Origin of the sequence: Rhizobium sp. SEMIA4064, assembly GCF_003025035.1 — a bacterium.
Taxonomy (GTDB): domain Bacteria; phylum Pseudomonadota; class Alphaproteobacteria; order Rhizobiales; family Rhizobiaceae; genus Rhizobium; species Rhizobium paranaense.
On the sequence record NZ_PYJN01000022.1, the window covers coordinates 381737 to 401934 of the forward strand.

The window sequence follows — 20198 nt, forward strand, 5'->3', positions numbered from 1 at the left end:
TCATCTTCATGTCTTGTTATTTCTGAGCCGGAACAATTTCTCGTGAAATAAGTTTCTATCGACAGCGGCATTGGTGCGCTCCTATTCGCCAGGAACGGTAGATAAGGACGCACCGGCACTTGTAATCTAGCGCATCTATCCGCCTGCGTGCGGTCGCTCTGGCGGGATGCTCTAGGCGCTGGACGCGGAGGAATACGCCATGCTTGGTACAGTACTGCTCGTGATTTTGATTCTATTGTTGATCGGAGCGCTCCCGAACTGGGGTTACAGCCGAGGTTGGGGTTACGGTCCATCGGGTGGTCTCGGACTGGTTTTTGTTATCATTCTCATTCTGCTATTGATGGGCCGGATCTAATCCGGCCGATATTGTTGAAGACCTCACACACTAGGGAGCAATGCTATGAAGAAAATTATCGTCGCGATCGCCCTTGTCGGAGCACTTGCTTCGTGCACGGCAACGGAAAAGGGGACAGCCATCGGCGCCGGAACCGGCGCGATCATAGGCGGCGTCGCCAGCAATAGCTGGGGCGGCGCCGCAATCGGCGCCGTCGCCGGTGGTGCCGTCGGCTACCTGATCGGCCGGTCCCAGGAGCGCCCAGGCTATTGCATCTATCGCGACCGCAACGGCCACCGCTATGAGGCTCGTTGCCGCTAAGCGCTTACACGCAAGGATCGATTTCCTTCAGCCCGATCATCAACGCTTCGTTGACGATCGGGCATGAACTTTATCTTTCGAAAATTTCGGGCCGATTTTCTTAAGACGAACACTCACATCCACGCCGGTTTCGGGGGATCGCGTCAACGTTTTTTGAAAGGAACGGCACCATGGCCGAATTCATCGCGAGCGCCGCGGCGCTCACACTTCTCGGCACCACATTTTATGTACTGGGTCATGCCGTACGAATGCGGGAGAAGGAAATGCGCCGCGTGGCCCTCGAGGCCGTCGTTTTGGAATTCAAACCCCGGCCGCAGCAGCCCAGGAATTCAAGCCGGCAATGACTGCCGGGCATTCCCGGCAATCATCCGCCACGTCATTCCATCAGCTCAAACGAAGAACTGCCCGCCATTGGCGCTGATGGTCGATCCCGTAATGAAGCCGGCGTCGTCGCTGGCAAGGAAGACCGCGATGCGGGCGATTTCCTGGGGCTCGCCGAGACGACCAACCGGGATCTGCGGGATAATGCGCTCGTTCAGCACCTTTTCCGGCACCGCAAGCACCATCTCCGTGCCGATATAGCCGGGGCAAATGGCGTTGACCGTAATGTTCTTGGCAGCACCTTCCTGTGCAAGCGCCTTGGTAAAGCCGAGATCGCCAGCCTTGGCGGCGGAATAATTCGCCTGACCCATCTGGCCTTTCTGACCGTTGATCGAGGAGATGTTGATCACACGGCCGAAGCTGCGATCGCGCATGCCCTGCCAAACATGATGGGTCATGTTGAACAGGCCGGTGAGGTTCGTATTGATGACATCATGCCACTGCTGCGGCGTCATCTTGTGGAACATGGCGTCGCGGGTGATCCCGGCATTGTTGACGAGGATGTCGATCGGACCAAGCTCGTCCTGGACCTTGGCGATGCCCGCACCGCAGGCTTCGTAGTCAGACACATCCCACTTGTGAACGGAAATGCCGGTCTCGTCCCGGAAAGCCTGCGCCTTCTCGTCATTGCCGGCATAGGTTGCCGCAACCCGGTAGCCCGCATTGCGCAACGCAATCGAAATGGCCGCTCCAATACCGCGCGTACCGCCTGTCACCAACGCTACTCTGCTCATAGTCCACTCCCCTCTGTTGTCGCCAAAACGGGATGAGCAATCTCGAATCGTTCATCCGTCGCTTGCCATTTATTTTAGAATGATCTTATTCACAACCCTCGCGCGTTTGATATTCGAGCGAAGCGACCAGAGCGCTATGCCGCTCCGGTCTTTTGAATCAAGAGCATCCCTATCCGTTTGCAGGAAATTCCACCTGACAGCGGATGCTCTTAGAGCGCCTCGAAACACATGGCGACGCCCATGCCGCCGCCGATGCAGAGCGTTGCGAGGCCCTTCTTGGCGCCGCGACGCTTCATTTCGAACAGCAGCGTGTTGAGGATGCGGGCGCCGGAGGCACCGATCGGATGGCCGATGGCGATGGCGCCGCCATTGACGTTGACAATCGACGTATCCCAGCCGAGATCCTTGTTGACGGCGCAGGCCTGCGCGGCAAATGCCTCATTGGCCTCGACGAGATCAAGATCGCCGACGGACCAGCCCGCCTTTTCCAAGGCCTTGCGCGAGGCCGGGATCGGGCCGCTGCCCATGATCTGCGGGTCGACGCCGGCGGTTGCCCAGGAGACGATGCGGGCCAGCGGCTGGATGCCGCGGCGCGAGGCTTCCGCCTCGGTCATGAGCACGGTAGCGGCCGCGCCGTCGTTGAGGCCCGACGCATTGCCGGCCGTCACCGTGCCTTCCTTGTCGAAGGCCGGGCGCAGCTTGGTCATGCCGTCCAGCGTCGCGCCGAGACGGATATACTCGTCGGCGTCGACGCTGACGTCGCCCTTGCGGCCCTTCACGATGAAAGGCACGATCTCATCCTTGAAGCGGCCGGCAAGCTGGGCAGCCTCGGCCTTGTTCTGCGAGGAAACGGCGAACTGATCCTGGTCGTCGCGCGAAAGTTGCCACTGGCGGGCGATGTTTTCCGCCGTGATGCCCATGTGATAGCCGTAGAAGGCGTCCGTCAGACCATCCTTGATCATCGTGTCGATCATCTTCATGTCGCCCATCTTGGTGCCACCGCGAAGATGCGCGGCATGGGGAGCCATCGACATGGATTCCTGGCCGCCGGCGACGATGATCTTGGCATCGCCGGAAGCGATTTGCTGCATGCCGAGCGCAACGGCGCGCAAACCCGAACCGCAGAGCTGGTTGACGCTCCAGGCGGTCGCTTCCTGCGGGATGCCGGCTTTCATCGCAGCCTGGCGGGCCGGATTCTGCCCTTCGCCAGCCTGCAGCACCTGGCCGAGGATCACCTCGTCGACTTCCCTGCCCTCGACACCAGCGCGCTCCAATGCGCCCTTGATCGCAGCTGCGCCGAGCTCATGAGCCGGAATGGTCGCAAAGGCGCCGTTGAAGGAACCGACAGCAGTGCGAGCTGCACTGGCGACGACGATAGATGGATTGCTCATGGAAGCCTCCTCACAGGTTGAACATATATAAGTCGAAACTGTCAAAGCTTTGCGCCCGAGTCAAACGCCAAGAATTTCGATCTTGCAGATTTCATGAAGCCGTCATTGCCGGCAAAAAATCCAATTAATGGAAAGGGCTTGCCGCATTGCACAAAGCGATTGTCACCAAGCTTCTTTTGCGTCTACACTTAGCGGTGGAGGAGTTTCCATACAATCAGACGGGTCCAGGAGACTGATAATGGCAAAGAATGAGGGCCAGATCGTAATCAAGAAATATGCCAATCGCCGCCTATACAATACTGGCACCAGCACATACGTGACGCTGGATGACCTGGCGGAGATGGTGAAGAAGGGAGAAGAATTTATCGTCCAGGATGCAAAAAGCGGCGAAGAAATCACGCATTCGGTGCTGACGCAGATTATTTTCGAACAGGAATCGAAGACCGGAAATACGCTGTTGCCGATTTCATTCCTGAGGCAACTGATCACCTATTACGGCGATCAGATGCAGATGGTCGTACCGAGCTTCCTCGAACATTCCATGCGCGCCTTCACCGAGCAGCAGACGCAGATGCGCGAGCAGATCAACCGCGCCTTCGGCGAAACGCCGCTTGGCAAGAATCTGCAATTGCCGATCCAGATGGTCGAGGAACAGGTCCGTCGCAATACCGAAATGTTCCAGCAGGCCATGCAGATGTTCTCGCCCTTCATGAAGCCGCCGGCGAAAGAAAGCCGCAAGGCAGAGGCAAAAGACATCGACGAGCTGAAAGAGCAGCTCCGCGCGATGCAGAATAAGCTGGATAGTTTGTGAGTTCCTCCCCTCGCCCCAGCGGGGCGAGGGTGGCGCAACGCCTGCTCAATCATGCTCCGTATAACCTTCTCCCCGCCGGGGAGAAGTCAAAAGCCCTTACAAGCCGATCGAAACATCCCGTCCCGCCGAGCGGATCGAAATCGTGAATCCGCCGATGACGTCGATGAAGGCAATCGTCATAAGGACGAAGAAAGTCTGCGTCGCCGCATCCTTGACCAGCAGGAATTCGACGAGATAGGCGATGAACACCAGCATCGACAGCATGTGATTGAGCAGTGAGCCCGAACCATTGCGCGTCGCCTTCAGGATTTCGAAGAACAGCATGATCAGCGCGATGACGATAAAGAGATCGCCGAGCTGCAGCGTCCATGTCGCGCTCGAAAGCATCGCGAGAGCAAGCATGACATCGTTAAGGGAAGCAATGCCGCCGGCGCCCATCAAACCCAGCATCGCCAGATTGTAGAGCACGAGGGGAACGATCATCAGCGGGAAGGCAACAATCATAGTCGGGAAAATCTCTTCGAAATTGAAGTCGCCGCGAGTTTTAGCGCAAAGGCCCAAAAGTGCGAAGCGGTTTTCGGACGCAACCTGCTGGACGAAATGCGCAAACAGAAAAAGGCCGGCGAAACGCCAGCCTTTGAATCTCAGCCCTTACGGGAGCGCTTAAATTATGCGCTTTCCTTCGGCGTCAGAACCTGACGGCCGCGATACATGCCGGTCTTCAGGTCGATATGATGCGGGCGACGCAGTTCGCCGGAGTTCTTGTCTTCGACATAGGTCGGAGCCTTCAGCGCATCAGCCGAGCGGCGCATACCGCGCTTGGACGGGCTCGTTTTTCTCTTCGGTACAGCCATTCTCGTTACTCCACTTTGCGGACGAAACATATCAGCGGCCAGCCAGGCGGCCGAAACAGACATGGATCAATTTCGGAAATTGGGCGGGCTTATACATGGCTAAAGGGGCTTTGACCAGTCCCTTCCCGCATTTTTTGCCCGCACCGTCGGATTCAGCCGGATGGAAGCCGAATCACCGATCAGGCTTCGTCCTCCGGCACGATCCACGGCTCCTCACGCGCCGCCTTTTCCCATTTCTGCCAGGCGGGCAGGGCTTTCATCGCAGCCATGTAGTCCAGCGTATCGGCAGCACTGACGAGATCATAAACCTCCAACCGATTGACGATCGGCGCGAACATGGCGTCTGCGCCGGAGAAAGCGCCGAACAGGAAGGGGCCGCCGGAACGGGCGCGCATCTCGCGCCAGATCGTCTCGATCCGCGCCACATCCTCCATGACGCCTTCCGGCAGATCGAGCCGGCTGATGGGACGACGGATGTTCATCGGGCAGGCATTGCGCAGCGCCCGGAAGCCCGCCAGCATTTCCATGGAGATCGAACGCGCCATCGCACGCGCCTGCCGCTCTCTGGGCCAGAGGCCGGCGTCAGGGAAAAGCTCGGCCGCATATTCGATAATGGCGAGTGATTCCCAGACCTTCAAGCCGTCATGAACCAGCAACGGCACCCTGCCCGTCGGCGAAACCTCGCGGATGCGCGGGTTGCCGGCCGGAAAATCGAAGGGGATCAGCACCTCTTCGAAAGCGATGCCGCAACCCTCCAAGGCGATCCACGGCCGAAACGACCAGGAGGAATAGTTCTTGTTTCCGATATAGAGGGTCAGCTTGTCCATGGTTTGTCCTTCTTATTTTTGGAACTCGAACACCAGAAGTTCCTCGAAATGCTTCATGTCGTCGAAGGCGCAGAAGGCCGGCGGGCGCAGTTCGAGAACCGGCACTTCGGCGCGGACTTCGGCGGCAACCTTGTCCAGCATTGCCTGCCAGCCTGGCAGCGCCTCATCATCCAGCCGCTCGATGACATAGGCGAAGGTGATGTGGAACGGATAGACGTCATGATCGGGGTGGCGATAGCCGAGAAGATCCGCAAGAGCGTTGCGCCACTCCCGTATCACCTTCCGATCCGTCTCGGTCGCACCATCCATCAAAAGGCCGCTCGGCCGCGCATGCGTCACCGCCACCTTGAAGGGATCGCGCATGGAAAAGGCCTTCAGGCGCTCGCCCATGATCTCGGTCATCTCGTCGACCGGCGTATCCTGGGCAATATCCGCCGGCCAATAGGGCTGGTTGCGGCGGTATTCGATAATACCCTGAAACAGCGTCATATGCAGGCTGGAAATCGGCGTGAAGGTGAATTGCGAAGCTTCCGGCATGGCCAGAAATTGCTCGCGAGCAGCAACGAGGGCGCGCTGCGTTTCGGAGCCCTCCACCACATGGCAGACGATCGTATTGCCCGGCTCATATTGGAAATTGCCCGAGAGATCAAAGCGCGTGCCGAGATGAATGGACGGTTCGGGATGACGGCTCTTGGAATATTGCAGCAGTTCGGGCGAAAAGACATCGAGCTCATGGGGCAGGTCCGATTTGGTTGGCAGATCACCCGCCCTTACGTCAGAAGCAAGAATGCCAGATGACGGTTAGCCGATCGAACGACAAGTTCTGATATCAGTTATAAAGGCATTTGATGTACTCGCCGGAATTCTTCGCCCGCCGCTGGATCAGCGAGGCGAGCTGGCGCAGTCCGCGCCCCGGCTTGCTCGCCACCCGGTCGATCGGATTGGGCAGGGAAACGGCGAGAAGGGCGGCCTGACGAGCGTTCAACTTGGAGGCCGGCACTTTGAAGTGATAGCGAGCCGCCGCCTCTATGCCATAAATGCCCGGCCCCCATTCGGCGATATTCAGATAGATTTCCATCATTCGTCGCTTCGACCAGACGAAGGATGAGGAAACGGCCAGCGGCAGTTCCAACGCCTTGCGCACGAAGGAGCGGCTGTTCCAGAGGAAAAGATTCTTCGAGGTCTGCATCGGGATGGTGCTGCCGCCCCGCGTGGCCTGGCCCCGCAGCGTATCCTGCACCAGCATGCGCATCTCGCCCCAGTCGACCCCGCCATGAAAACAGAACTGCCCGTCCTCGGAGACCATGACCGACTGCACCAGCACCGGCGCTATCTCATCGAAGGAAACCCATCGGCGATCGTATCCCTGAAAGGTGACGGCATCGCGCAGCATCAGGGTCGAAATGGGGTGAATGAACGGCAGAACATAAAGGAGGATGAGCAGATAGGGCAGCAGCATCAAACCGACGACGACGAGAACAATGCGCTGCCAGAGCGGACGGGCCTTGAACCGCGCAAGCCGGCCTGGGCTTTGCCGCATCTCGGCTTCCTCATCGCTGTCAGTCGATATGTCCAATTGCTGAAGGCCCTCAGTCACTCCACCCCCCGAACATCCTTGCACGTCCGAGGAACACGCCAGGAATGTTCCAATTGTCATACCGTCTACACAGAGCGATGACCAGAGTGCGACGAGATTCCCACCTTGGCTGTTGACAATTCTCGTTGCCAGCAACACGCACTCATGCCAAACAGCGGCCATGGACAGCACCAACTCCTCCTTCGAACATCGCCTCAGGGACAATGCCGGCAAGGTCGAGGCTATCCTGAGCCAGCTACTTGCCGATGCTTGCCTGAGCGGCGAAATCACTCGCCCCACCCGCCTGCTCGAAGCGATGCGCCATGGTGTGCTGAATGGTGGCAAGCGGCTGAGACCGTTTCTCGTGATGGAGACTGCCGCACTTCTCGGTGGTAACGACGACGCAGCACTCCGCATCGGCGCGGCGCTCGAATGTGTGCACTGTTATTCGCTGGTGCATGACGACCTGCCGGCCATGGATGACGACGACCTGCGCCGCGGCCAGCCGACCGTGCATATCGCCTTCGACTATGCGACAGCGATCCTCGCCGGCGACAGCCTGCTGACCTACGCTTTCGATATCATCGCCGCACCGGAAACCGACCTGCCATCGAACCGAAAGATCGAACTCGTGCTGGCGCTGTCGCGCGCCGCCGGCATTGGCGGCATGGCCGGCGGCCAGACCCTTGATCTCGCTGCCGAAAAAGAGGCTCCCGATGAGCGCGGCATCACCATGCTGCAAGCGATGAAGACTGGTGCGCTGATCCGCTTTGCCTGCGAAGCCGGCGCCATCATTGCCGGCGCCTCGGCTGAAAACCGTCAGCGGCTGCGAACCTTCGGCGAAAAGATCGGCCTCGCCTTCCAACTCGCCGACGATCTCCTCGACCTCACCGCCGATGCCGCCACCATGGGCAAGGCCACCGGCAAGGATGCCGGCCGCGGCAAAGGAACATTGGTGGCGCTGCACGGCCAGGCCTGGGCCGAAACCACGCTTGCCCGCCTGGTGACGGAAGCTGCGGAGCTGCTATCCCCTTATGGAGAGAAGGCGACGTTGCTGATCGAGACGGCACGCTTCGTGGCGAGCCGCAGGAGCTGAAATTTTCGTGCCGAGAGCACGGGTGGACGAGCGAAGTTGTCGTGTCAGCTAGCGGCCAGCTTTGACAAATGGCCGAAACGAAGCCTGTACTGGGCGGGCGTCAGGCCGGTCTTGCGTCGGAACAGGCGGTTCAGAAAGCTAACGTCCTCGTAGCCGACCTCGTCGGCTATGGCTTCCACACTCATCTCACTCGTCTCAAGCAGTTGCTTGGCTTCCTCAATCCGAACCGCATGGAGATAATCGATCGGCTTCATCCCGGTCGCCTTCGTGAAACGACGAAGGAAGGATCGTTCGGGCAATCCGGATCGTGCGATGATCGATGCGATCGGCGCACGTGTCCGGTAGTGGAGCGCCAGCCATTCCTGACAACTGCCGATCATAGGATCGTCCGAGCAGCGGCGACAGGTAAGAGATGCGAATGGCTGCTGGCCAAGGTCATGCCACTGCAGCATATAGACCTTGGCGACCTCGATCGCCTCCTTCAGCCCCACGAATCTCGCGATGACATAGAGTGCGAGATCCTGCCAGCTCGAACCTCCTCCGGCCATGACGATCCGCTCACCTTCGCCCGTGAGAACGAGGGAACGGTTGATGTTCACGTGCACACGAGGATAATTGTCCGCCAACGTCGAGACATAGCCCCAATGTATGGTCGCCTCGCAATCCGAGAGCAATCCCGCTTCGCCGAACAGGACTGCCCCGGAGCACGCGCTCGCAAGGAATGATCCACGTTGGTAGTTTTCGGCCAGCCATTGCGCTTCGGGATCATATTGGCCGGAGACGCTTTCGCCTGGGTTCACGAAGAAGTCGGGAATGCAGACGATGTCTGGCGACGGGCAGTCATGTAGGGCGAAGTCTGGATGGATCCGCACCTCGTTTATCGCCCGAAAATTCTCGACGCTTCTAGCGACGACATAAGGCCGCATCCGTGCCTCGCAGATCTCGCCCCTGGTTATGAACGGCCAGTCGCGACCGGGCGACGAGAACAGATCGAGCATGCCGTAGAGGGTCGAGGCCGTCGCCGCGGGGACGGCGAGTATCGCGACGTTCAGTGGTCGATCGCCTGCGGACATCGAAATCACCCCCATCAAATGGCGGAAATCACCAGGTCATGGCATTTATAGCTTTAGCACCTCATCCGACGTTGAACTAGCTTTGAGACATTTCGGGCAGAAGGCGGAGGTTCGACATGTCGACTGACCAGCTACGCAATGGCTTTCGCGGAGAACTGCTGGAGCCTGATGACGCCGGATATGAGCAGGCCAGGATCGTCTGGAACGGCATGATCGACAGGCGGCCGGCGGTGATCGCGCGGTGTCGCAACGCCGCCGACGTCGTTCTCGCCGTAAACTATGCCCGGGAACACGATCTCCTGATCGCCGTGCGAGGCGGCGGCCACAACGTCGCGGGATACGCTGTCTGCGATCGCGGGATGATGATCGACTTGTCGCAGATGAACTCCGTGCGCGTGCCTCCCGAACTCGATCGCGTGTTCGTGGAAGGAGGCGCGACCTGGGGCGACGTCGACGCGGCCACGACGCCGTTCGGCAGGGCCACTCCCGGCGGCCTCATTTCCGCGACCGGCGTCGCTGGCCTCGCCCTTGTCGGCGGCATCGGCTGGCTGCGGGGAAAGCATGGATTGAGTTGCGACAACATAATCTCGGTGGAATTGGTGACCGCCGACGGGCGCTTGGTTCGCGCCAGCGCAGCGGAAAATCCAGATCTCTTCTGGGCGCTTAGAGGCGGAGGCGGCAATTTCGGTGTCGTCGTCAATTTCGAGTTCATGCTCCATGAGATCCCGCCGCTGCTCATGTTCTGCGCGCCAGTCTATCCGGAGGAGAGAGCCGTGGAGGTACTCGCCCTGTGGCGCGACTATATGGCGGGGGCGCCCGACGAAGTCACAGGATTGGCCGAGTTCTCCACGGTCCCCGACGATCCGGCCTATCCGCAGAATTGTTGGGGCCGCAGGGTATTGAGCTTGGCGACAGTCTACGACGGTCCGGCGGAGACCGGCGAGCTGGTCACGATGCCGCTTCGTCAGTTCGGTGAACCCCTGATGGATTTCAGCGACCGCCTGCCATACCGCACCCTGCAGACGCTCTATGATGGTCTTTTTCCAAAAGGGCGCGACCGGTGCTACTGGAAGTCCACCTATCTCGCGCATCTAAGGCAGGAGACGATCGAGGCGATTGCGGCTGGACTGGACAGACGGCCATCGGAGATGACATTCGCATCCATCTGGAAGTTTGGTGGACAGTTGGGCCGCGTCGCCGCCGACGCCACCGCCTTCGGCGACAGGTCCATGCCCTTCATGCTTAGCCTCGACGCCATTTGGTCGTCGCCGTCGAACGATGAAGCCAACATCGCATGGGTGAAGTCGGTTTGGAACGACATGCAGGTTCATGGCACCGGGAGGAGTTACCTGAACTTCCCGGGCCTCGGGGAGGCCCAAAATCTTGTAAGGGACGCCTTTGGGCCTGATGTCTTCGAGCGACTTCTGCGGATCAAGAGAAAATACGATCCGGGCAATCTGTTTCGAATGAATCAGAACATCTGCGAGCAGCAGCAAGCTTTAATGGGCTAGAGAGCCGGCCAACTCTATTTCGCCGGAGGCGAATGCGAGAAGATCGCACCATGGCGACATGGCGCAAAATGTCACCATGACAAGAAATCTTCGGGACAAGAGTGACGTTCCGACGATTCCATGGCAAGTCTGGCGCCAATTGCAGTTTCAGGCACGCGGAATAGGCCGCGTCGTCTGAAATCCTGCGGAGCCATCCCATGCATGAGGCACTTGCCTATCTGCCGCAGATCCTGCCGGCCTATATTGCCTATCTCATTGCCGTCGTCAGTCCCGGACCGGCGATCATGGCCATCATCGCAACGTCGATGACGCATGGCCGTAAGGCGGGCATGACAATTTCGCTTGGCATTTTCGGTGGTTCGCTGACCTGGGCGACCGCTGCCGCCGCCGGGCTTGCCACGCTGTTGCAGACCTATGCGATGGCACTCGAGATCCTGAAGATTTTTGGCGGGCTCTATTTGCTCTATCTCGCCTACAAGGCATTTCGCGCGGTGCGGGCAAGCGGCGACTTGCCGGCCGTCAAGGAAGAAACAAGAAGCCCCAGCTTTAAGTCGCTGATCCTGCGCGGCTACGGCATTCACGTCACCAATCCGAAAGCGATCTTCGCCTGGCTCGCCATCATCGCGCTGGGCATGCCGCAGGGCGCACCGGCCTCCGTCGCCGTGCTGATCATCGCAGTCTGCTGCACGACCGGTTTTGTCGTGTTCATGGGCTACGCGGCGCTGTTCTCCACGCCGCATGCCTTGAAAATCTACAGGAATGCACGCCGGTGGATCGAAGGCGCCATGGCTGGCTTCTATTGCTTCGCCGGAATCAAACTTTTGACCAGCAATATCTGAGGCCAAGTATCTGAGGGCAGATCCAGCGGCGGATCACTCCGCCGCTGCGCTCTTCTGGCCGAAACGCTTCTCGATGTAATCGGTCACCAACGCTTCGAAGTCCGAAGCGATATTGGGGCCGCGCAACGTCATCGCCTTCTGGCCATCGATGAAGACGGGGGCCGCCGGCGTTTCGCCGGTGCCGGGCAGCGAGATGCCGATATCGGCATGCTTGCTTTCGCCGGGGCCGTTGACGATGCAGCCCATGACGGCAACGTTCAGTGCCTCGACGCCCGGATATTTCTCGCGCCAGACCGGCATGTTCTTGCGGATGTCGTTCTGGATGTTCTGGGCCAGTTCCTGGAACACAGTCGAAGTCGTGCGGCCGCAGCCGGGACAAGCGGCGACGACAGGAATAAACTGACGGAAGCCCATGACCTGCAGCAGCTCCTGCGCCACCTGCACTTCGCGGGTACGATCGCCATTCGGCTCCGGCGTCAGCGAAACGCGGATGGTGTCGCCGATGCCATGCTGCAGAACATAACCCATGGCCGCCGACGAGGCGACGATGCCCTTGCTGCCCATGCCGGCCTCGGTCAGGCCGAGATGCAGCGCGTGATCGGAGCGGGCGGCGAGCATGGAATAGACGGCGATCAGGTCCTGCACTTGGCTGACCTTAGCCGAGAGAATGATGCGATTGCGCGGCAGGCCGATTTCCTCGGCGAGATCGGCTGATATCAGCGCCGACTGCACGATCGTCTCGCGCGTCACCTCGCGGGCCGACAGAGGCGAACCTTCGGCAGCATTCTTATCCATCAGCGCGGTCAAGAGATCCTGGTCGAGCGAGCCCCAGTTGACGCCGATGCGCACCGGTTTGTCATAGCGGATCGCCATCTCGATGATTTCGGCGAACTGCTTGTCCTTCTTGTCCTTGAAGCCGACATTGCCGGGATTGATGCGGTATTTCGCCAGCGCCTCGGCGCAAGCCGGGTGGTCGGCGAGCAGCTTATGACCGATATAATGGAAATCGCCGATCAGCGGCACGTCCATGCCGAGGCGCAACAGCCGCTCGCGGATCTTCGGCACGGCGGCGGCACTTTCGTCGCGATCGACGGTAATCCGCACCAGCTCCGAACCGGACCTATAGAGCGCCGCGACCTGCGCCACCGTCGAATCGACATCGGCGGTATCGGTGTTGGTCATGGACTGCACGACCACGGGCGCGCCGCCGCCGACAATGACGCCGCCGACATCGACGGCAACGGAGGAACGGCGCGGCTTCGGATCGAAATCACTGGCGGACGACATGGAGAACTCTCGTTAGCCTCGGGAAATGGGTGCCTTTCAGGTGGATCACGGAGCGGTCGTTGTCAACCGCTTCGGGCATCACTTTTGCTCAGGCGAAAGCATGGTCGATAGCAGGCGAAAGCGACCAAATTAATGCGAGCCGCCGCCGATGCCATCGGCATAACGCGCCAAGGACGACAGCGCCAGCACGACAAGCAGCAGGACCGGCAACGCCATCAAAACCGGCGAGAAGCCGACGTGTTCGGCAGCAAAGCCGATCGCAGACGGGGCGACCAGCATGCCGGAATAGCCCATGGTGGTGACGACGGAGATGCCGATGCCCGGCTGCAGCCCCGGAATATTGCCCGCAGCCGAAAAGGCGATCGGCACCATGTTGGAAATGCCGATGCCGCATAGCGCGAAACCGACAATGGCCAGCTCTGCATTCGGCGCCAGCGCCGCGAGCAACATGCCGACAATCGCAAAGACCGTGCAGACACGCAGCGTCTTGACGGCGCCCAGCCGGTCGCGAACGAAATCACCGGCAAAACGCATCGTTGCCATGGTGAGCGAGAAGGCGGCGAAGCCGAAGCCCGACAGCGTTACCGATGCGCCCTTTTCCTGGCCGAGATAGAGCGCGCTCCAGTCGAGCACCGCCCCTTCCGGGATCATGCAGAACAGCGCCATCATGCCAAGCAGCCAGGGCAGCGGGATCATCGGCAACCGCGCCTTCGGCTTTGCCTCATCCGGATGCGGCTGGTCACCGAGGATCATCGGCCAGGCGACGGCGAGAAAGAGAAGAGCAAGGGCGGTGGAGACTTCGGCATGGCCGAGCACGCCCCAGCGCGAGATCAGAAAACCGCCGATCGCCGAGCCAATGAGACCACCGAGGCTCCAGAAGGCATGGCAGGACGACATGATCGCCCGATGCATGGATTTCTCCACCGATACGGCATTGGCGTTCATCGCCACATCCATGGCGCCGATGAAGCCGCCGAACAGGAAGAGAGCGATCGCGGCGGTCCAGACATTCTGGGTGACGGTCAAGGCGAGCAGCATCGGCAGCAGCAGCACGGCAAAAGCCTTGACGACGATCTTCGAGCCGCGCCCTGCAATCTGCGCACCCGCCATCGGCATCATTACCAGCGACCCCAGGCCGAAGACCAGGATCATCAGGCCGAGTTCGAATTTGGTCAGTTGCAGCCGCTCGGCGAACTCCGGAATCTTTGGCGCCCAGCAGCCGACGGTGAAGCCATTCATCAAAAATAGCAGGGAAACGGCGGCGCGAGATTTTGTGAAAAATCCGCTTCTACGAGCCTGAAAGCTACCGGATCGTGTCATATCATCCATAAGAAATCCCCCAAATCGGTGGCCGCAGGATATTTAAATCGATTAGAATCTCAATATCCGAAAAGACTCACATTGGTCACGTTTCGTCTCCGCCTGTTAAATCGGAGGCAAGGAAGTCACAACCGCAAATAATATTATGAACCCGGTCTACCCCGCCCATATGGCCTATTGACGGCGAAAAACTAGGCTCCTATCGGTTGAGCCTTAAAAGAGTTTTCGGCCGGCCTGCTTCGAGCCATTCCCCTGGTGCTTCCGTGAAAAACCCCATCAGCTACGGCATCCTGCTTACGGTGTTTGCCTACATGCTGTTCACTGCCCATGATTCGGTGGTGAAACTGCTCGTCACCGACATTCCGGTCTGGCAGATCCTCTTCTGGCGCAGTTGCACCATCCTTGCCGGCTGCTTCCTCTTCGAGGGGCCGGCACTGGTGCGCAAGGTCCGCCGCTCGCCGATCATCAAGCCGATGATCGTGCGCAGCATATTGCTGGTGATCGCCTGGACTTCCTACTATTCCGCCGCCCGCTACCTGCAGCTCGCCGAAGTAACGACGCTTTACTACGCCGCCCCGGTCGTCGGCACGATTCTCGCGACCTTCGTGCTCCGCGAGAAGGTCAGCTTCGTCCGCTGGATGGCGGTTGGCCTCGGCTTTTGCGGCGTGGTGATCGCCTCCAATCCAGTCGGCCTGTCGATCTCCTGGCCCGTCTATCTAGCGCTGCAGGCCGCCGTGCTCTGGGCAACCGGCATGGTACTGCTGCGCAAGACCGCGCTGCACGAGAAGAGCCATATCCAGATGGCCGTCTCGAACATCATCTTCATCCTGTTGACCGCCACCATGGCCATCCTGCATTGGCATACGCCAAGCGCCTATCAGGTGCTGCTGCTTTTCGGCGGCGGCGTCATCGCCGGCGCGGGACAGCTTGCCCTGTTCGAAGGCATGCGGCAGGCTCCGGTCTCCGTGCTGGCGCCGTTCGAATATACCTCGCTCATCTCAGCCTTCCTGCTCGGCTTCCTGATCTGGGGCGATATCCCGAAGGCCAACACCTTCGTCGGCGCAGCCTTCATCCTCAGCGCCGGCCTGATCATCATCGTCAGCGAGCGGATGAAGGGAAGAGTAGCAACCGTTTGAGGTGGAGCAGATAGCGGTTTCTGAGGCTCGTTATGCACTGTCGCTTCTGTTGGCCATACGCGCGACTCGACGGCAATCACGATCCGGCCGACCGGCGGCTCTGCGCCACCGGCAGCCATTCCGATAGATAGTTTTACGCCATCACTAGTATGGCGCAACGCACGGCCGTCGCGGACCGTAAGAGGGCTGGAACGTGTCGTCGTAAGCCCTGTAGGACCGATAACGCGCATAGCACCAGCGCACATGCCCACTGCCACCATAATAGGCCCGGCGGTAGTACCGTGGTGCGTAGTAGTACCGCGGCGCGTAATAGCCCGAACCATAGTAGGACGGGCCGTAATAGCCTGGGTCGTAGTAGCCAGAGCCATAATAACCAGAGCCGTAGTAATTCGGCTGCGCCAGCAGCCCGCCGATTAGTGCGCCTGCGGCGAGGCCGCCAAGCGCCCAGCCCCAGTTGTCGCCATGGTGGTGATGATAGTACCCGCCATATCCGCCGTATCCACCATGATAGTATCCGCCGTGACCGCCATGATAGTCCACCGGCTGCGCCTTCGGCGCCTCGACCTTCGGAATGACAATGGTCGGAAACGCCAGGGCCGGCGAGACGCTCATCAACGTCGTCGCGAGCGACAAGGCAACGATTGCTAGCCTCTTCATTGACTTCACCTTTCCGTCTAAATCGCAGCCGGACATTATAGCGCGGAAAGGGCCATATGGCACTTAATTTCCAGGCCGGCGGCAGCGCCTATAGGGCCGACTTTTGTGGCCATTTCGCACCGGCGGGACGCTTCATTCCATCCGGCGTGGAACCAATGTTATGAATGGACTTATGATGACGCGCGAACCTGGACCCCAAGACAAGGATTGGATCGTCAAGCTCCTCACGGAACGATGGGGCGACACGAAGGTCGTCGCTCATGACGAGACTTTTGATCTACTGGATCTGCCGGCTCTCGTCGTTGATCCTGACCAGGGATTGGCAACCTACCGGATGCAAGGCAATGAGGCGGAACTGATGTCGCTGGATGCTGTTCGCCCCGGTCAGGGCGTGGGAACGGCCTTGATCGACGCTCTGGCCGATCAGTTGCGTCGGCAAGGCCTATCCGCACTCTGGGTCATGACCACGAACGACAATCTCGATGCTCTCCGCTTTTACCAACGCCGAGGTTTTGAACTTCGGCGGGTTCGACCTGGGGCGGTCGACAAAGCGCGGTTGCTGAAGCCAAGTATTCCAAGGATCGCCGACAACGGAATCCCCATCAGAGACGAACTCGATTTGTGCCTTCGGCTTCTTTGAGAAAAATATTCGCAATTGCCGATTTCTTTTGCAGTTTTCTACGCTTCACTGCCCTAGATTTTCTGCAATGTATTCATCATCGATTGAACCGATCAAGAAACGGAAGAAAACAATGAACTGGTTGAAGACTGTCGCCGCTGCCGCCCTCGTTCAGGCTGCGTTCCTGCTGCCCGCCCATGCCGGCGATAACCTGAAGGCGATCCAGTCCGCCGGCGTCCTGAAGGTCGGCACGGAAGGCACCTATGCTCCCTTCACCTATCATGACGAAAGCGGCAAACTCGTCGGCTTCGATGTCGAGATCGCCGAAGCGGTCGCCGGCAAGCTCGGCGTCAAGGCACAGTTTCTGGAAGGCAAGTGGGACGGCCTGATCGCCGGCCTCGACGCCAACCGTTACGACACCGTCATCAACGAAGTCGGCATTACCGATGCCCGCAAGCAGAAATATGATTTCTCCGATCCCTATATTGCTTCCAAGGCCGTGCTGATCGTCAAGGAAAGCAATAGCGACATCAAGGACTTCGCCGATCTCAAGGGCAAGAAGGCCGCGCAGTCGCTGACCAGCAATTTCGGCAAGCTCGCCACGCAGTCCGGTGCTGAACTCGTCGGCACGGATGGCTTCGACCAATCGATCCAGCTCGTGCTGACCGGCCGCGCCGATGCCACCATCAATGACAGCCTGTCCTTCTTCGATTTCAAGAAGCATAAGCCCGATGCGCCGGTGAAGATCGTCGCCCAGCAGGCCAATGCCGATTATTCCGCCGCCATCATCCGCAAGGGCGAACCGGAGCTGCAGGCTGCCATCAACAAGGCGCTGGCCGACATCAAGGCCGACGGCACCTATGCCAAGATTTCGCAGAAATACTTCGGCCAGGACGTTTCGAAGTAATAGGCATAGACGCCAAATTGTGAAAAAGATGCGTCCGGACCCGTTTCCGGACGCATTCTCTTATTGAAAGGCCGCTTTTTCGTGCAGCACTGGTTGCAATTGTGGTGGGAGTCTCTGGGCACGCTGCTTTGGGCGGGGCTCGTCTTCACCATCCCGCTCACCCTGATCACTTTCGTTCTCGGCTTGCTGCTCGGCCTGCTCACCGCCGTCACGCGGCTTTTCGGCCCGCGCCCGCTCGTCGCCGTTGCACGCTTCTACGTCTGGGTGATCCGCGGCACGCCGCTGCTGGTGCAGCTCTACGTCATCTTCTACGGCCTGCCGAACATCGGCATCCTGCTCGACGCCTTTCCGGCCGCTGTGATCGGCTTCACGCTGAGTGTCGGCGCCTATACGTCGGAGATCATCCGCGCCGTGATCTCCTCCGTTCCGAAGGGACAATGGGAAGCCGCCTATTCCATCGGCATGAGCTGGCGCCAGGCGATGAGCCGCACCATCCTGCCGCAGGCTGCGCGCGTCGCCGTGCCGCCGCTGTCGAACACCTTCATCTCGCTCGTCAAGGATACGTCGCTTGCCGCGGCGATCACCGTGCCGGAGCTGTTTATGGCAGCACAGCGTATCGTGGCAACGACCTATGAGCCGCTGATCCTCTATATCGAAGCGGCCCTGATCTATCTTGCCATGAGTTCTGTCCTGTCAATGCTACAGGTCTCTCTCGAACGCCGTTTCGCCCGCTATGGCGGCACGCTGGAGGCGCAGACATGATCGAGCTGTCGCACATCGAAAAACGCTTCGGCGATAATGTCATCCTGAGAGACATCAGCCTGCTCATTCCGGAAGGCACCGTGACGGCGCTGGTCGGCCCTTCAGGCGGTGGCAAGAGCACGCTGCTGCGCTGCATCAACCTTCTGGAAATCCCAACGGCCGGCATGATCCGCATCGGCGAGGAAACGACCACCTTTCAGCCGGGCAAGAAGATCGGCTGGCAGGATATCCAGAAAATTCGCCGCCAGACCGGCATGGTCTTCCAGAATTTCCAGCTCTTTCCGCATCAGACGGCGATCGAAAACGTCATGGAAGGTCTGGTGACCGTGTTGCGCTGGCCGGCCGAAAGGGCGCGCGACCGCGCCGTCGAGCTTTTGACCAAGGTCGGCATGGCGCACAAGATGGATGCCTGGCCCTCGACGCTATCGGGCGGGCAGCAGCAGCGCGTGGCGATCGCCCGTGCGCTTGCCCCCTCGCCCCGCGTTCTCCTCTGCGACGAACCGACTTCGGCGCTGGACCCCGAACTCGCCGCCGAAGTCGTCGACGTTCTCGGCCGGCTCGCCAACGAAGGCACGACCATGGTGATGGCAACGCACGACCTGCGCCTCGCCTCGAAGATCGCCACCAGCGTCGTCTTCCTCGAGGCCGGCAACATCGTCGAAACCGGCCCCTCCCGCACCCTCTTCGGCGCCCCCACACAGGAGCGCACGAAGCAGTTCATCTCGACGCTGAATGCGGGGCACAGCTACGATATCTGAGGGAAAAACCCTCGCCCCATCGGGGATCCGAAGGGTGGGTTGAGACCCGTGGCTCGACCCCGGTATGGGTCGCGTGGAACGCGTGGGGTGAGGGGGCAGGAAAAGGGCCAAGTATGTCACACCGGCAAGATTTGGTAGCCCTCGGAGACCCGCTGTACGCGACCGAAACCGCTGATGTGGCCACCGGCGATGATCCATCCTTCGCGGGCAGCATTTTCCAGTGTTGCTTGGCGAGTTTGCGCCGCCATCTCGGGGTCGACATCGAAGACCAGCCCGATCTTTGGATCACCGGGTTGAAGATCTTGTAGGTGCAAGGTGTCGCCCCAGATCAAGAGAGCGTTGTCCTCGCCACGAACCAGATATCCGGTGTGACCGGGAGTGTGGCCCGGTAGAAGACGCGCCTCTATGCTGGGGAACACCGGACCTTCCGGAATCGGCCGCACCCGCGATCCATATACGCGCTGGAGCTGTTCGGCCGCCTTGAAGCCACCCCGCCGCGCCTCCGGCGTCGCCTGCCGAGCCGCCGGATCGGTAAAAAAGGCGAAGTCGCTCTCCGGCACGAACACATCGGCATGAGGGAAATACGGGGTATCTCCATCGAGCAAGCCGAGAGCATGGTCGCCATGGATATGGGTGATCAATATACGCTGGATCTGGTCCGATGTGATTCCAACCTCATGCAGCGCAGATCGCGCGTGACCATATTGAGGTCCCCACGATGTCCCGGTGCCGGTATCCACGAGAATGATACCGTCGGCGCCCCGCAGGGCGAAACAGTTTACATCCACCTGAAGCGTCGGTTTTCCCCACGCGTCGATGGCGCGCTGCCGTGCAACGCTGCCATCTGTATGGATCAACACATCCGCTGGCGCTTCGAAGACGCCGTCACGCAAAAGGATGACGTCATATTGCCCGAAGCGATGAGAACTGATTGTCATCGATGGGATTTCGTCTTCAATTCCGCATTCAGAGAAGGGGCAGGCTCAAAGAGCTGCCCCTTCCTT

At 59.7% G+C, this 20198-nt stretch carries 24 protein-coding genes; 12 read left to right on the forward strand and 12 right to left on the reverse strand.

The features are described 5' to 3' along the window. Window positions 1-199 precede the first annotated feature (199 nt). The 3 genes from C9E91_RS19025 (at window position 200) to C9E91_RS19865 (ending at window position 999) form a co-directional block, all read left to right on the forward strand. On the forward strand, window positions 200-355 hold the full coding sequence (locus C9E91_RS19025) for a DUF3309 domain-containing protein (RefSeq protein ID WP_107109819.1): 156 nt from the start codon (window positions 200-202) through the stop codon (window positions 353-355). Window positions 356-400: 45 nt separating this feature from the next. Next, entirely contained in the window at window positions 401-655 is a 255-nt protein-coding gene (locus C9E91_RS19030; protein ID WP_107109820.1) for a YMGG-like glycine zipper-containing protein, read from the forward strand. A 170-nt stretch (window positions 656-825) separates the two neighbouring features. After that, window positions 826-999 (forward strand): hypothetical protein, encoded by a 174-nt coding sequence (locus C9E91_RS19865; RefSeq protein WP_181316111.1) that lies wholly within the window; start codon window positions 826-828, stop codon window positions 997-999. 45 nt (window positions 1000-1044) lie between these two features. On the opposite strand, the gene C9E91_RS19035 is transcribed toward C9E91_RS19865, so the two are convergent. Next, complete coding sequence (locus tag C9E91_RS19035; RefSeq protein ID WP_107109821.1) at window positions 1045-1770, reverse strand: beta-ketoacyl-ACP reductase; 726 nt, start codon at window positions 1768-1770, stop codon at window positions 1045-1047. 209 nt (window positions 1771-1979) lie between these two features. Beyond that, window positions 1980-3161: an acetyl-CoA C-acetyltransferase gene (locus tag C9E91_RS19040; RefSeq protein ID WP_107109822.1), complete on the reverse strand. Its 1182-nt coding sequence runs from the start codon at window positions 3159-3161 to the stop codon at window positions 1980-1982. 238 nt (window positions 3162-3399) lie between these two features. Here C9E91_RS19040 and phaR point away from each other — a divergent pair, with 238 nt between their 5' ends. Next, entirely contained in the window at window positions 3400-3972 is a 573-nt protein-coding gene (gene phaR, locus C9E91_RS19045; protein WP_107109823.1) for a polyhydroxyalkanoate synthesis repressor PhaR, read from the forward strand. Between the two features lie 96 nt (window positions 3973-4068). Here the strand turns inward: phaR and C9E91_RS19050 are convergent, their stop codons facing one another. The 5 genes from C9E91_RS19050 to mtgA form a co-directional block, all read right to left on the reverse strand. Further along, entirely contained in the window at window positions 4069-4476 is a 408-nt protein-coding gene (locus C9E91_RS19050) for a hypothetical protein (RefSeq protein WP_107109824.1), read from the reverse strand. A gap of 164 nt (window positions 4477-4640) precedes the next feature. Then, window positions 4641-4826 carry a 50S ribosomal protein L32 gene (rpmF, locus tag C9E91_RS19055; protein ID WP_003543812.1) on the reverse strand — a complete coding sequence of 62 codons (186 nt, stop codon included), beginning with the start codon at window positions 4824-4826 and terminating at the stop codon, window positions 4641-4643. 179 nt (window positions 4827-5005) lie between these two features. Then, the gene (locus tag C9E91_RS19060; protein WP_107109825.1) at window positions 5006-5653 is read right to left on the reverse strand and encodes a glutathione S-transferase family protein; all 648 of its coding nucleotides are present in this window, start codon (window positions 5651-5653) and stop codon (window positions 5006-5008) included. 12 nt (window positions 5654-5665) lie between these two features. After that, entirely contained in the window at window positions 5666-6394 is a 729-nt protein-coding gene (locus C9E91_RS19065; protein ID WP_107109826.1) for a DUF1868 domain-containing protein, read from the reverse strand. An 88-nt stretch (window positions 6395-6482) separates the two neighbouring features. After that, on the reverse strand, window positions 6483-7193 hold the full coding sequence (mtgA, locus tag C9E91_RS19070) for a monofunctional biosynthetic peptidoglycan transglycosylase (RefSeq protein WP_107109827.1): 711 nt from the start codon (window positions 7191-7193) through the stop codon (window positions 6483-6485). 217 nt (window positions 7194-7410) lie between these two features. Here mtgA and C9E91_RS19075 point away from each other — a divergent pair, with 217 nt between their 5' ends. Next, window positions 7411-8325: a polyprenyl synthetase family protein gene (locus C9E91_RS19075; RefSeq protein WP_107109828.1), complete on the forward strand. Its 915-nt coding sequence runs from the start codon at window positions 7411-7413 to the stop codon at window positions 8323-8325. 44 nt (window positions 8326-8369) lie between these two features. Here the strand turns inward: C9E91_RS19075 and C9E91_RS19080 are convergent, their stop codons facing one another. After that, window positions 8370-9398, reverse strand: a complete 1029-nt coding sequence (locus C9E91_RS19080) for a GlxA family transcriptional regulator (RefSeq protein ID WP_107109953.1) — start codon at window positions 9396-9398, stop codon at window positions 8370-8372. 116 nt (window positions 9399-9514) lie between these two features. Here C9E91_RS19080 and C9E91_RS19085 point away from each other — a divergent pair, with 116 nt between their 5' ends. Continuing rightward, on the forward strand, window positions 9515-10909 hold the full coding sequence (locus tag C9E91_RS19085; RefSeq protein WP_107109829.1) for an FAD-binding oxidoreductase: 1395 nt from the start codon (window positions 9515-9517) through the stop codon (window positions 10907-10909). Between the two features lie 197 nt (window positions 10910-11106). Continuing rightward, window positions 11107-11748 carry a LysE family translocator gene (locus C9E91_RS19090; protein WP_107109830.1) on the forward strand — a complete coding sequence of 214 codons (642 nt, stop codon included), beginning with the start codon at window positions 11107-11109 and terminating at the stop codon, window positions 11746-11748. Between the two features lie 33 nt (window positions 11749-11781). Here the strand turns inward: C9E91_RS19090 and ispG are convergent, their stop codons facing one another. Next, window positions 11782-13035: a flavodoxin-dependent (E)-4-hydroxy-3-methylbut-2-enyl-diphosphate synthase gene (ispG, locus tag C9E91_RS19095; protein WP_107109831.1), complete on the reverse strand. Its 1254-nt coding sequence runs from the start codon at window positions 13033-13035 to the stop codon at window positions 11782-11784. A 129-nt stretch (window positions 13036-13164) separates the two neighbouring features. Continuing rightward, a complete protein-coding gene (locus C9E91_RS19100) occupies window positions 13165-14364 on the reverse strand; it encodes an MFS transporter (protein WP_107109832.1) in 1200 nt (399 codons plus the stop codon). 254 nt (window positions 14365-14618) lie between these two features. Between C9E91_RS19100 and C9E91_RS19105 the strand changes: the two genes are divergently transcribed. Beyond that, complete coding sequence (locus tag C9E91_RS19105) at window positions 14619-15491, forward strand: DMT family transporter (protein ID WP_107109833.1); 873 nt, start codon at window positions 14619-14621, stop codon at window positions 15489-15491. A gap of 144 nt (window positions 15492-15635) precedes the next feature. On the opposite strand, the gene C9E91_RS19110 is transcribed toward C9E91_RS19105, so the two are convergent. Continuing rightward, entirely contained in the window at window positions 15636-16148 is a 513-nt protein-coding gene (locus C9E91_RS19110; RefSeq protein WP_107109954.1) for a BA14K family protein, read from the reverse strand. Window positions 16149-16323: 175 nt separating this feature from the next. On the opposite strand from C9E91_RS19110, the gene C9E91_RS19115 reads away from it, so the two are divergent. The 4 genes from C9E91_RS19115 (at window position 16324) to C9E91_RS19130 (ending at window position 19194) form a co-directional block, all read left to right on the forward strand. Continuing rightward, window positions 16324-16788 carry a GNAT family N-acetyltransferase gene (locus tag C9E91_RS19115; RefSeq protein ID WP_210203689.1) on the forward strand — a complete coding sequence of 155 codons (465 nt, stop codon included), beginning with the start codon at window positions 16324-16326 and terminating at the stop codon, window positions 16786-16788. 112 nt (window positions 16789-16900) lie between these two features. Continuing rightward, a complete protein-coding gene (locus tag C9E91_RS19120; protein WP_107109835.1) occupies window positions 16901-17674 on the forward strand; it encodes an amino acid ABC transporter substrate-binding protein in 774 nt (257 codons plus the stop codon). An 81-nt stretch (window positions 17675-17755) separates the two neighbouring features. Beyond that, window positions 17756-18436, forward strand: a complete 681-nt coding sequence (locus tag C9E91_RS19125) for an amino acid ABC transporter permease (protein WP_107109955.1) — start codon at window positions 17756-17758, stop codon at window positions 18434-18436. Then, window positions 18433-19194 (forward strand): amino acid ABC transporter ATP-binding protein, encoded by a 762-nt coding sequence (locus C9E91_RS19130; protein ID WP_107109836.1) that lies wholly within the window; start codon window positions 18433-18435, stop codon window positions 19192-19194. Before C9E91_RS19125 ends, C9E91_RS19130 begins: the two co-directional genes overlap by 4 nt. A gap of 116 nt (window positions 19195-19310) precedes the next feature. Here the strand turns inward: C9E91_RS19130 and aidB are convergent, their stop codons facing one another. Then, window positions 19311-20132, reverse strand: a complete 822-nt coding sequence (aidB, locus tag C9E91_RS19135) for an AidB family quorum-quenching N-acyl homoserine lactonase (protein WP_107109837.1) — start codon at window positions 20130-20132, stop codon at window positions 19311-19313. Window positions 20133-20198 lie beyond the last annotated feature (66 nt).

What these genes read in the sequence shown, in the direction of transcription:
- C9E91_RS19025 (WP_107109819.1), top strand. Translation starts at nt 200, where the DNA reads ATGCTTGGTACAGTACTGCTCGTGATTTTGATTCTATTGTTGATCGGA.
- C9E91_RS19030 (WP_107109820.1), top strand. Translation starts at nt 401, where the DNA reads ATGAAGAAAATTATCGTCGCGATCGCCCTTGTCGGAGCACTTGCTTCG.
- C9E91_RS19865 (WP_181316111.1), top strand. Translation starts at nt 826, where the DNA reads ATGGCCGAATTCATCGCGAGCGCCGCGGCGCTCACACTTCTCGGCACC.
- C9E91_RS19035 (WP_107109821.1), bottom strand. Translation starts at nt 1,770, where the DNA reads ATGAGCAGAGTAGCGTTGGTGACAGGCGGTACGCGCGGTATTGGAGCG.
- C9E91_RS19040 (WP_107109822.1), bottom strand. Translation starts at nt 3,161, where the DNA reads ATGAGCAATCCATCTATCGTCGTCGCCAGTGCAGCTCGCACTGCTGTC.
- phaR (WP_107109823.1), top strand. Translation starts at nt 3,400, where the DNA reads ATGGCAAAGAATGAGGGCCAGATCGTAATCAAGAAATATGCCAATCGC.
- C9E91_RS19050 (WP_107109824.1), bottom strand. Translation starts at nt 4,476, where the DNA reads ATGATTGTTGCCTTCCCGCTGATGATCGTTCCCCTCGTGCTCTACAAT.
- rpmF (WP_003543812.1), bottom strand. Translation starts at nt 4,826, where the DNA reads ATGGCTGTACCGAAGAGAAAAACGAGCCCGTCCAAGCGCGGTATGCGC.
- C9E91_RS19060 (WP_107109825.1), bottom strand. Translation starts at nt 5,653, where the DNA reads ATGGACAAGCTGACCCTCTATATCGGAAACAAGAACTATTCCTCCTGG.
- mtgA (WP_107109827.1), bottom strand. Translation starts at nt 7,193, where the DNA reads ATGCGGCAAAGCCCAGGCCGGCTTGCGCGGTTCAAGGCCCGTCCGCTC.
- C9E91_RS19075 (WP_107109828.1), top strand. Translation starts at nt 7,411, where the DNA reads ATGGACAGCACCAACTCCTCCTTCGAACATCGCCTCAGGGACAATGCC.
- C9E91_RS19080 (WP_107109953.1), bottom strand. Translation starts at nt 9,398, where the DNA reads ATGTCCGCAGGCGATCGACCACTGAACGTCGCGATACTCGCCGTCCCC.
- C9E91_RS19085 (WP_107109829.1), top strand. Translation starts at nt 9,515, where the DNA reads ATGTCGACTGACCAGCTACGCAATGGCTTTCGCGGAGAACTGCTGGAG.
- C9E91_RS19090 (WP_107109830.1), top strand. Translation starts at nt 11,107, where the DNA reads ATGCATGAGGCACTTGCCTATCTGCCGCAGATCCTGCCGGCCTATATT.
- ispG (WP_107109831.1), bottom strand. Translation starts at nt 13,035, where the DNA reads ATGTCGTCCGCCAGTGATTTCGATCCGAAGCCGCGCCGTTCCTCCGTT.
- C9E91_RS19100 (WP_107109832.1), bottom strand. Translation starts at nt 14,364, where the DNA reads ATGGATGATATGACACGATCCGGTAGCTTTCAGGCTCGTAGAAGCGGA.
- C9E91_RS19110 (WP_107109954.1), bottom strand. Translation starts at nt 16,148, where the DNA reads ATGAAGAGGCTAGCAATCGTTGCCTTGTCGCTCGCGACGACGTTGATG.
- C9E91_RS19115 (WP_210203689.1), top strand. Translation starts at nt 16,324, where the DNA reads ATGACGCGCGAACCTGGACCCCAAGACAAGGATTGGATCGTCAAGCTC.
- C9E91_RS19120 (WP_107109835.1), top strand. Translation starts at nt 16,901, where the DNA reads ATGAACTGGTTGAAGACTGTCGCCGCTGCCGCCCTCGTTCAGGCTGCG.
- C9E91_RS19130 (WP_107109836.1), top strand. Translation starts at nt 18,433, where the DNA reads ATGATCGAGCTGTCGCACATCGAAAAACGCTTCGGCGATAATGTCATC.
- aidB (WP_107109837.1), bottom strand. Translation starts at nt 20,132, where the DNA reads ATGACAATCAGTTCTCATCGCTTCGGGCAATATGACGTCATCCTTTTG.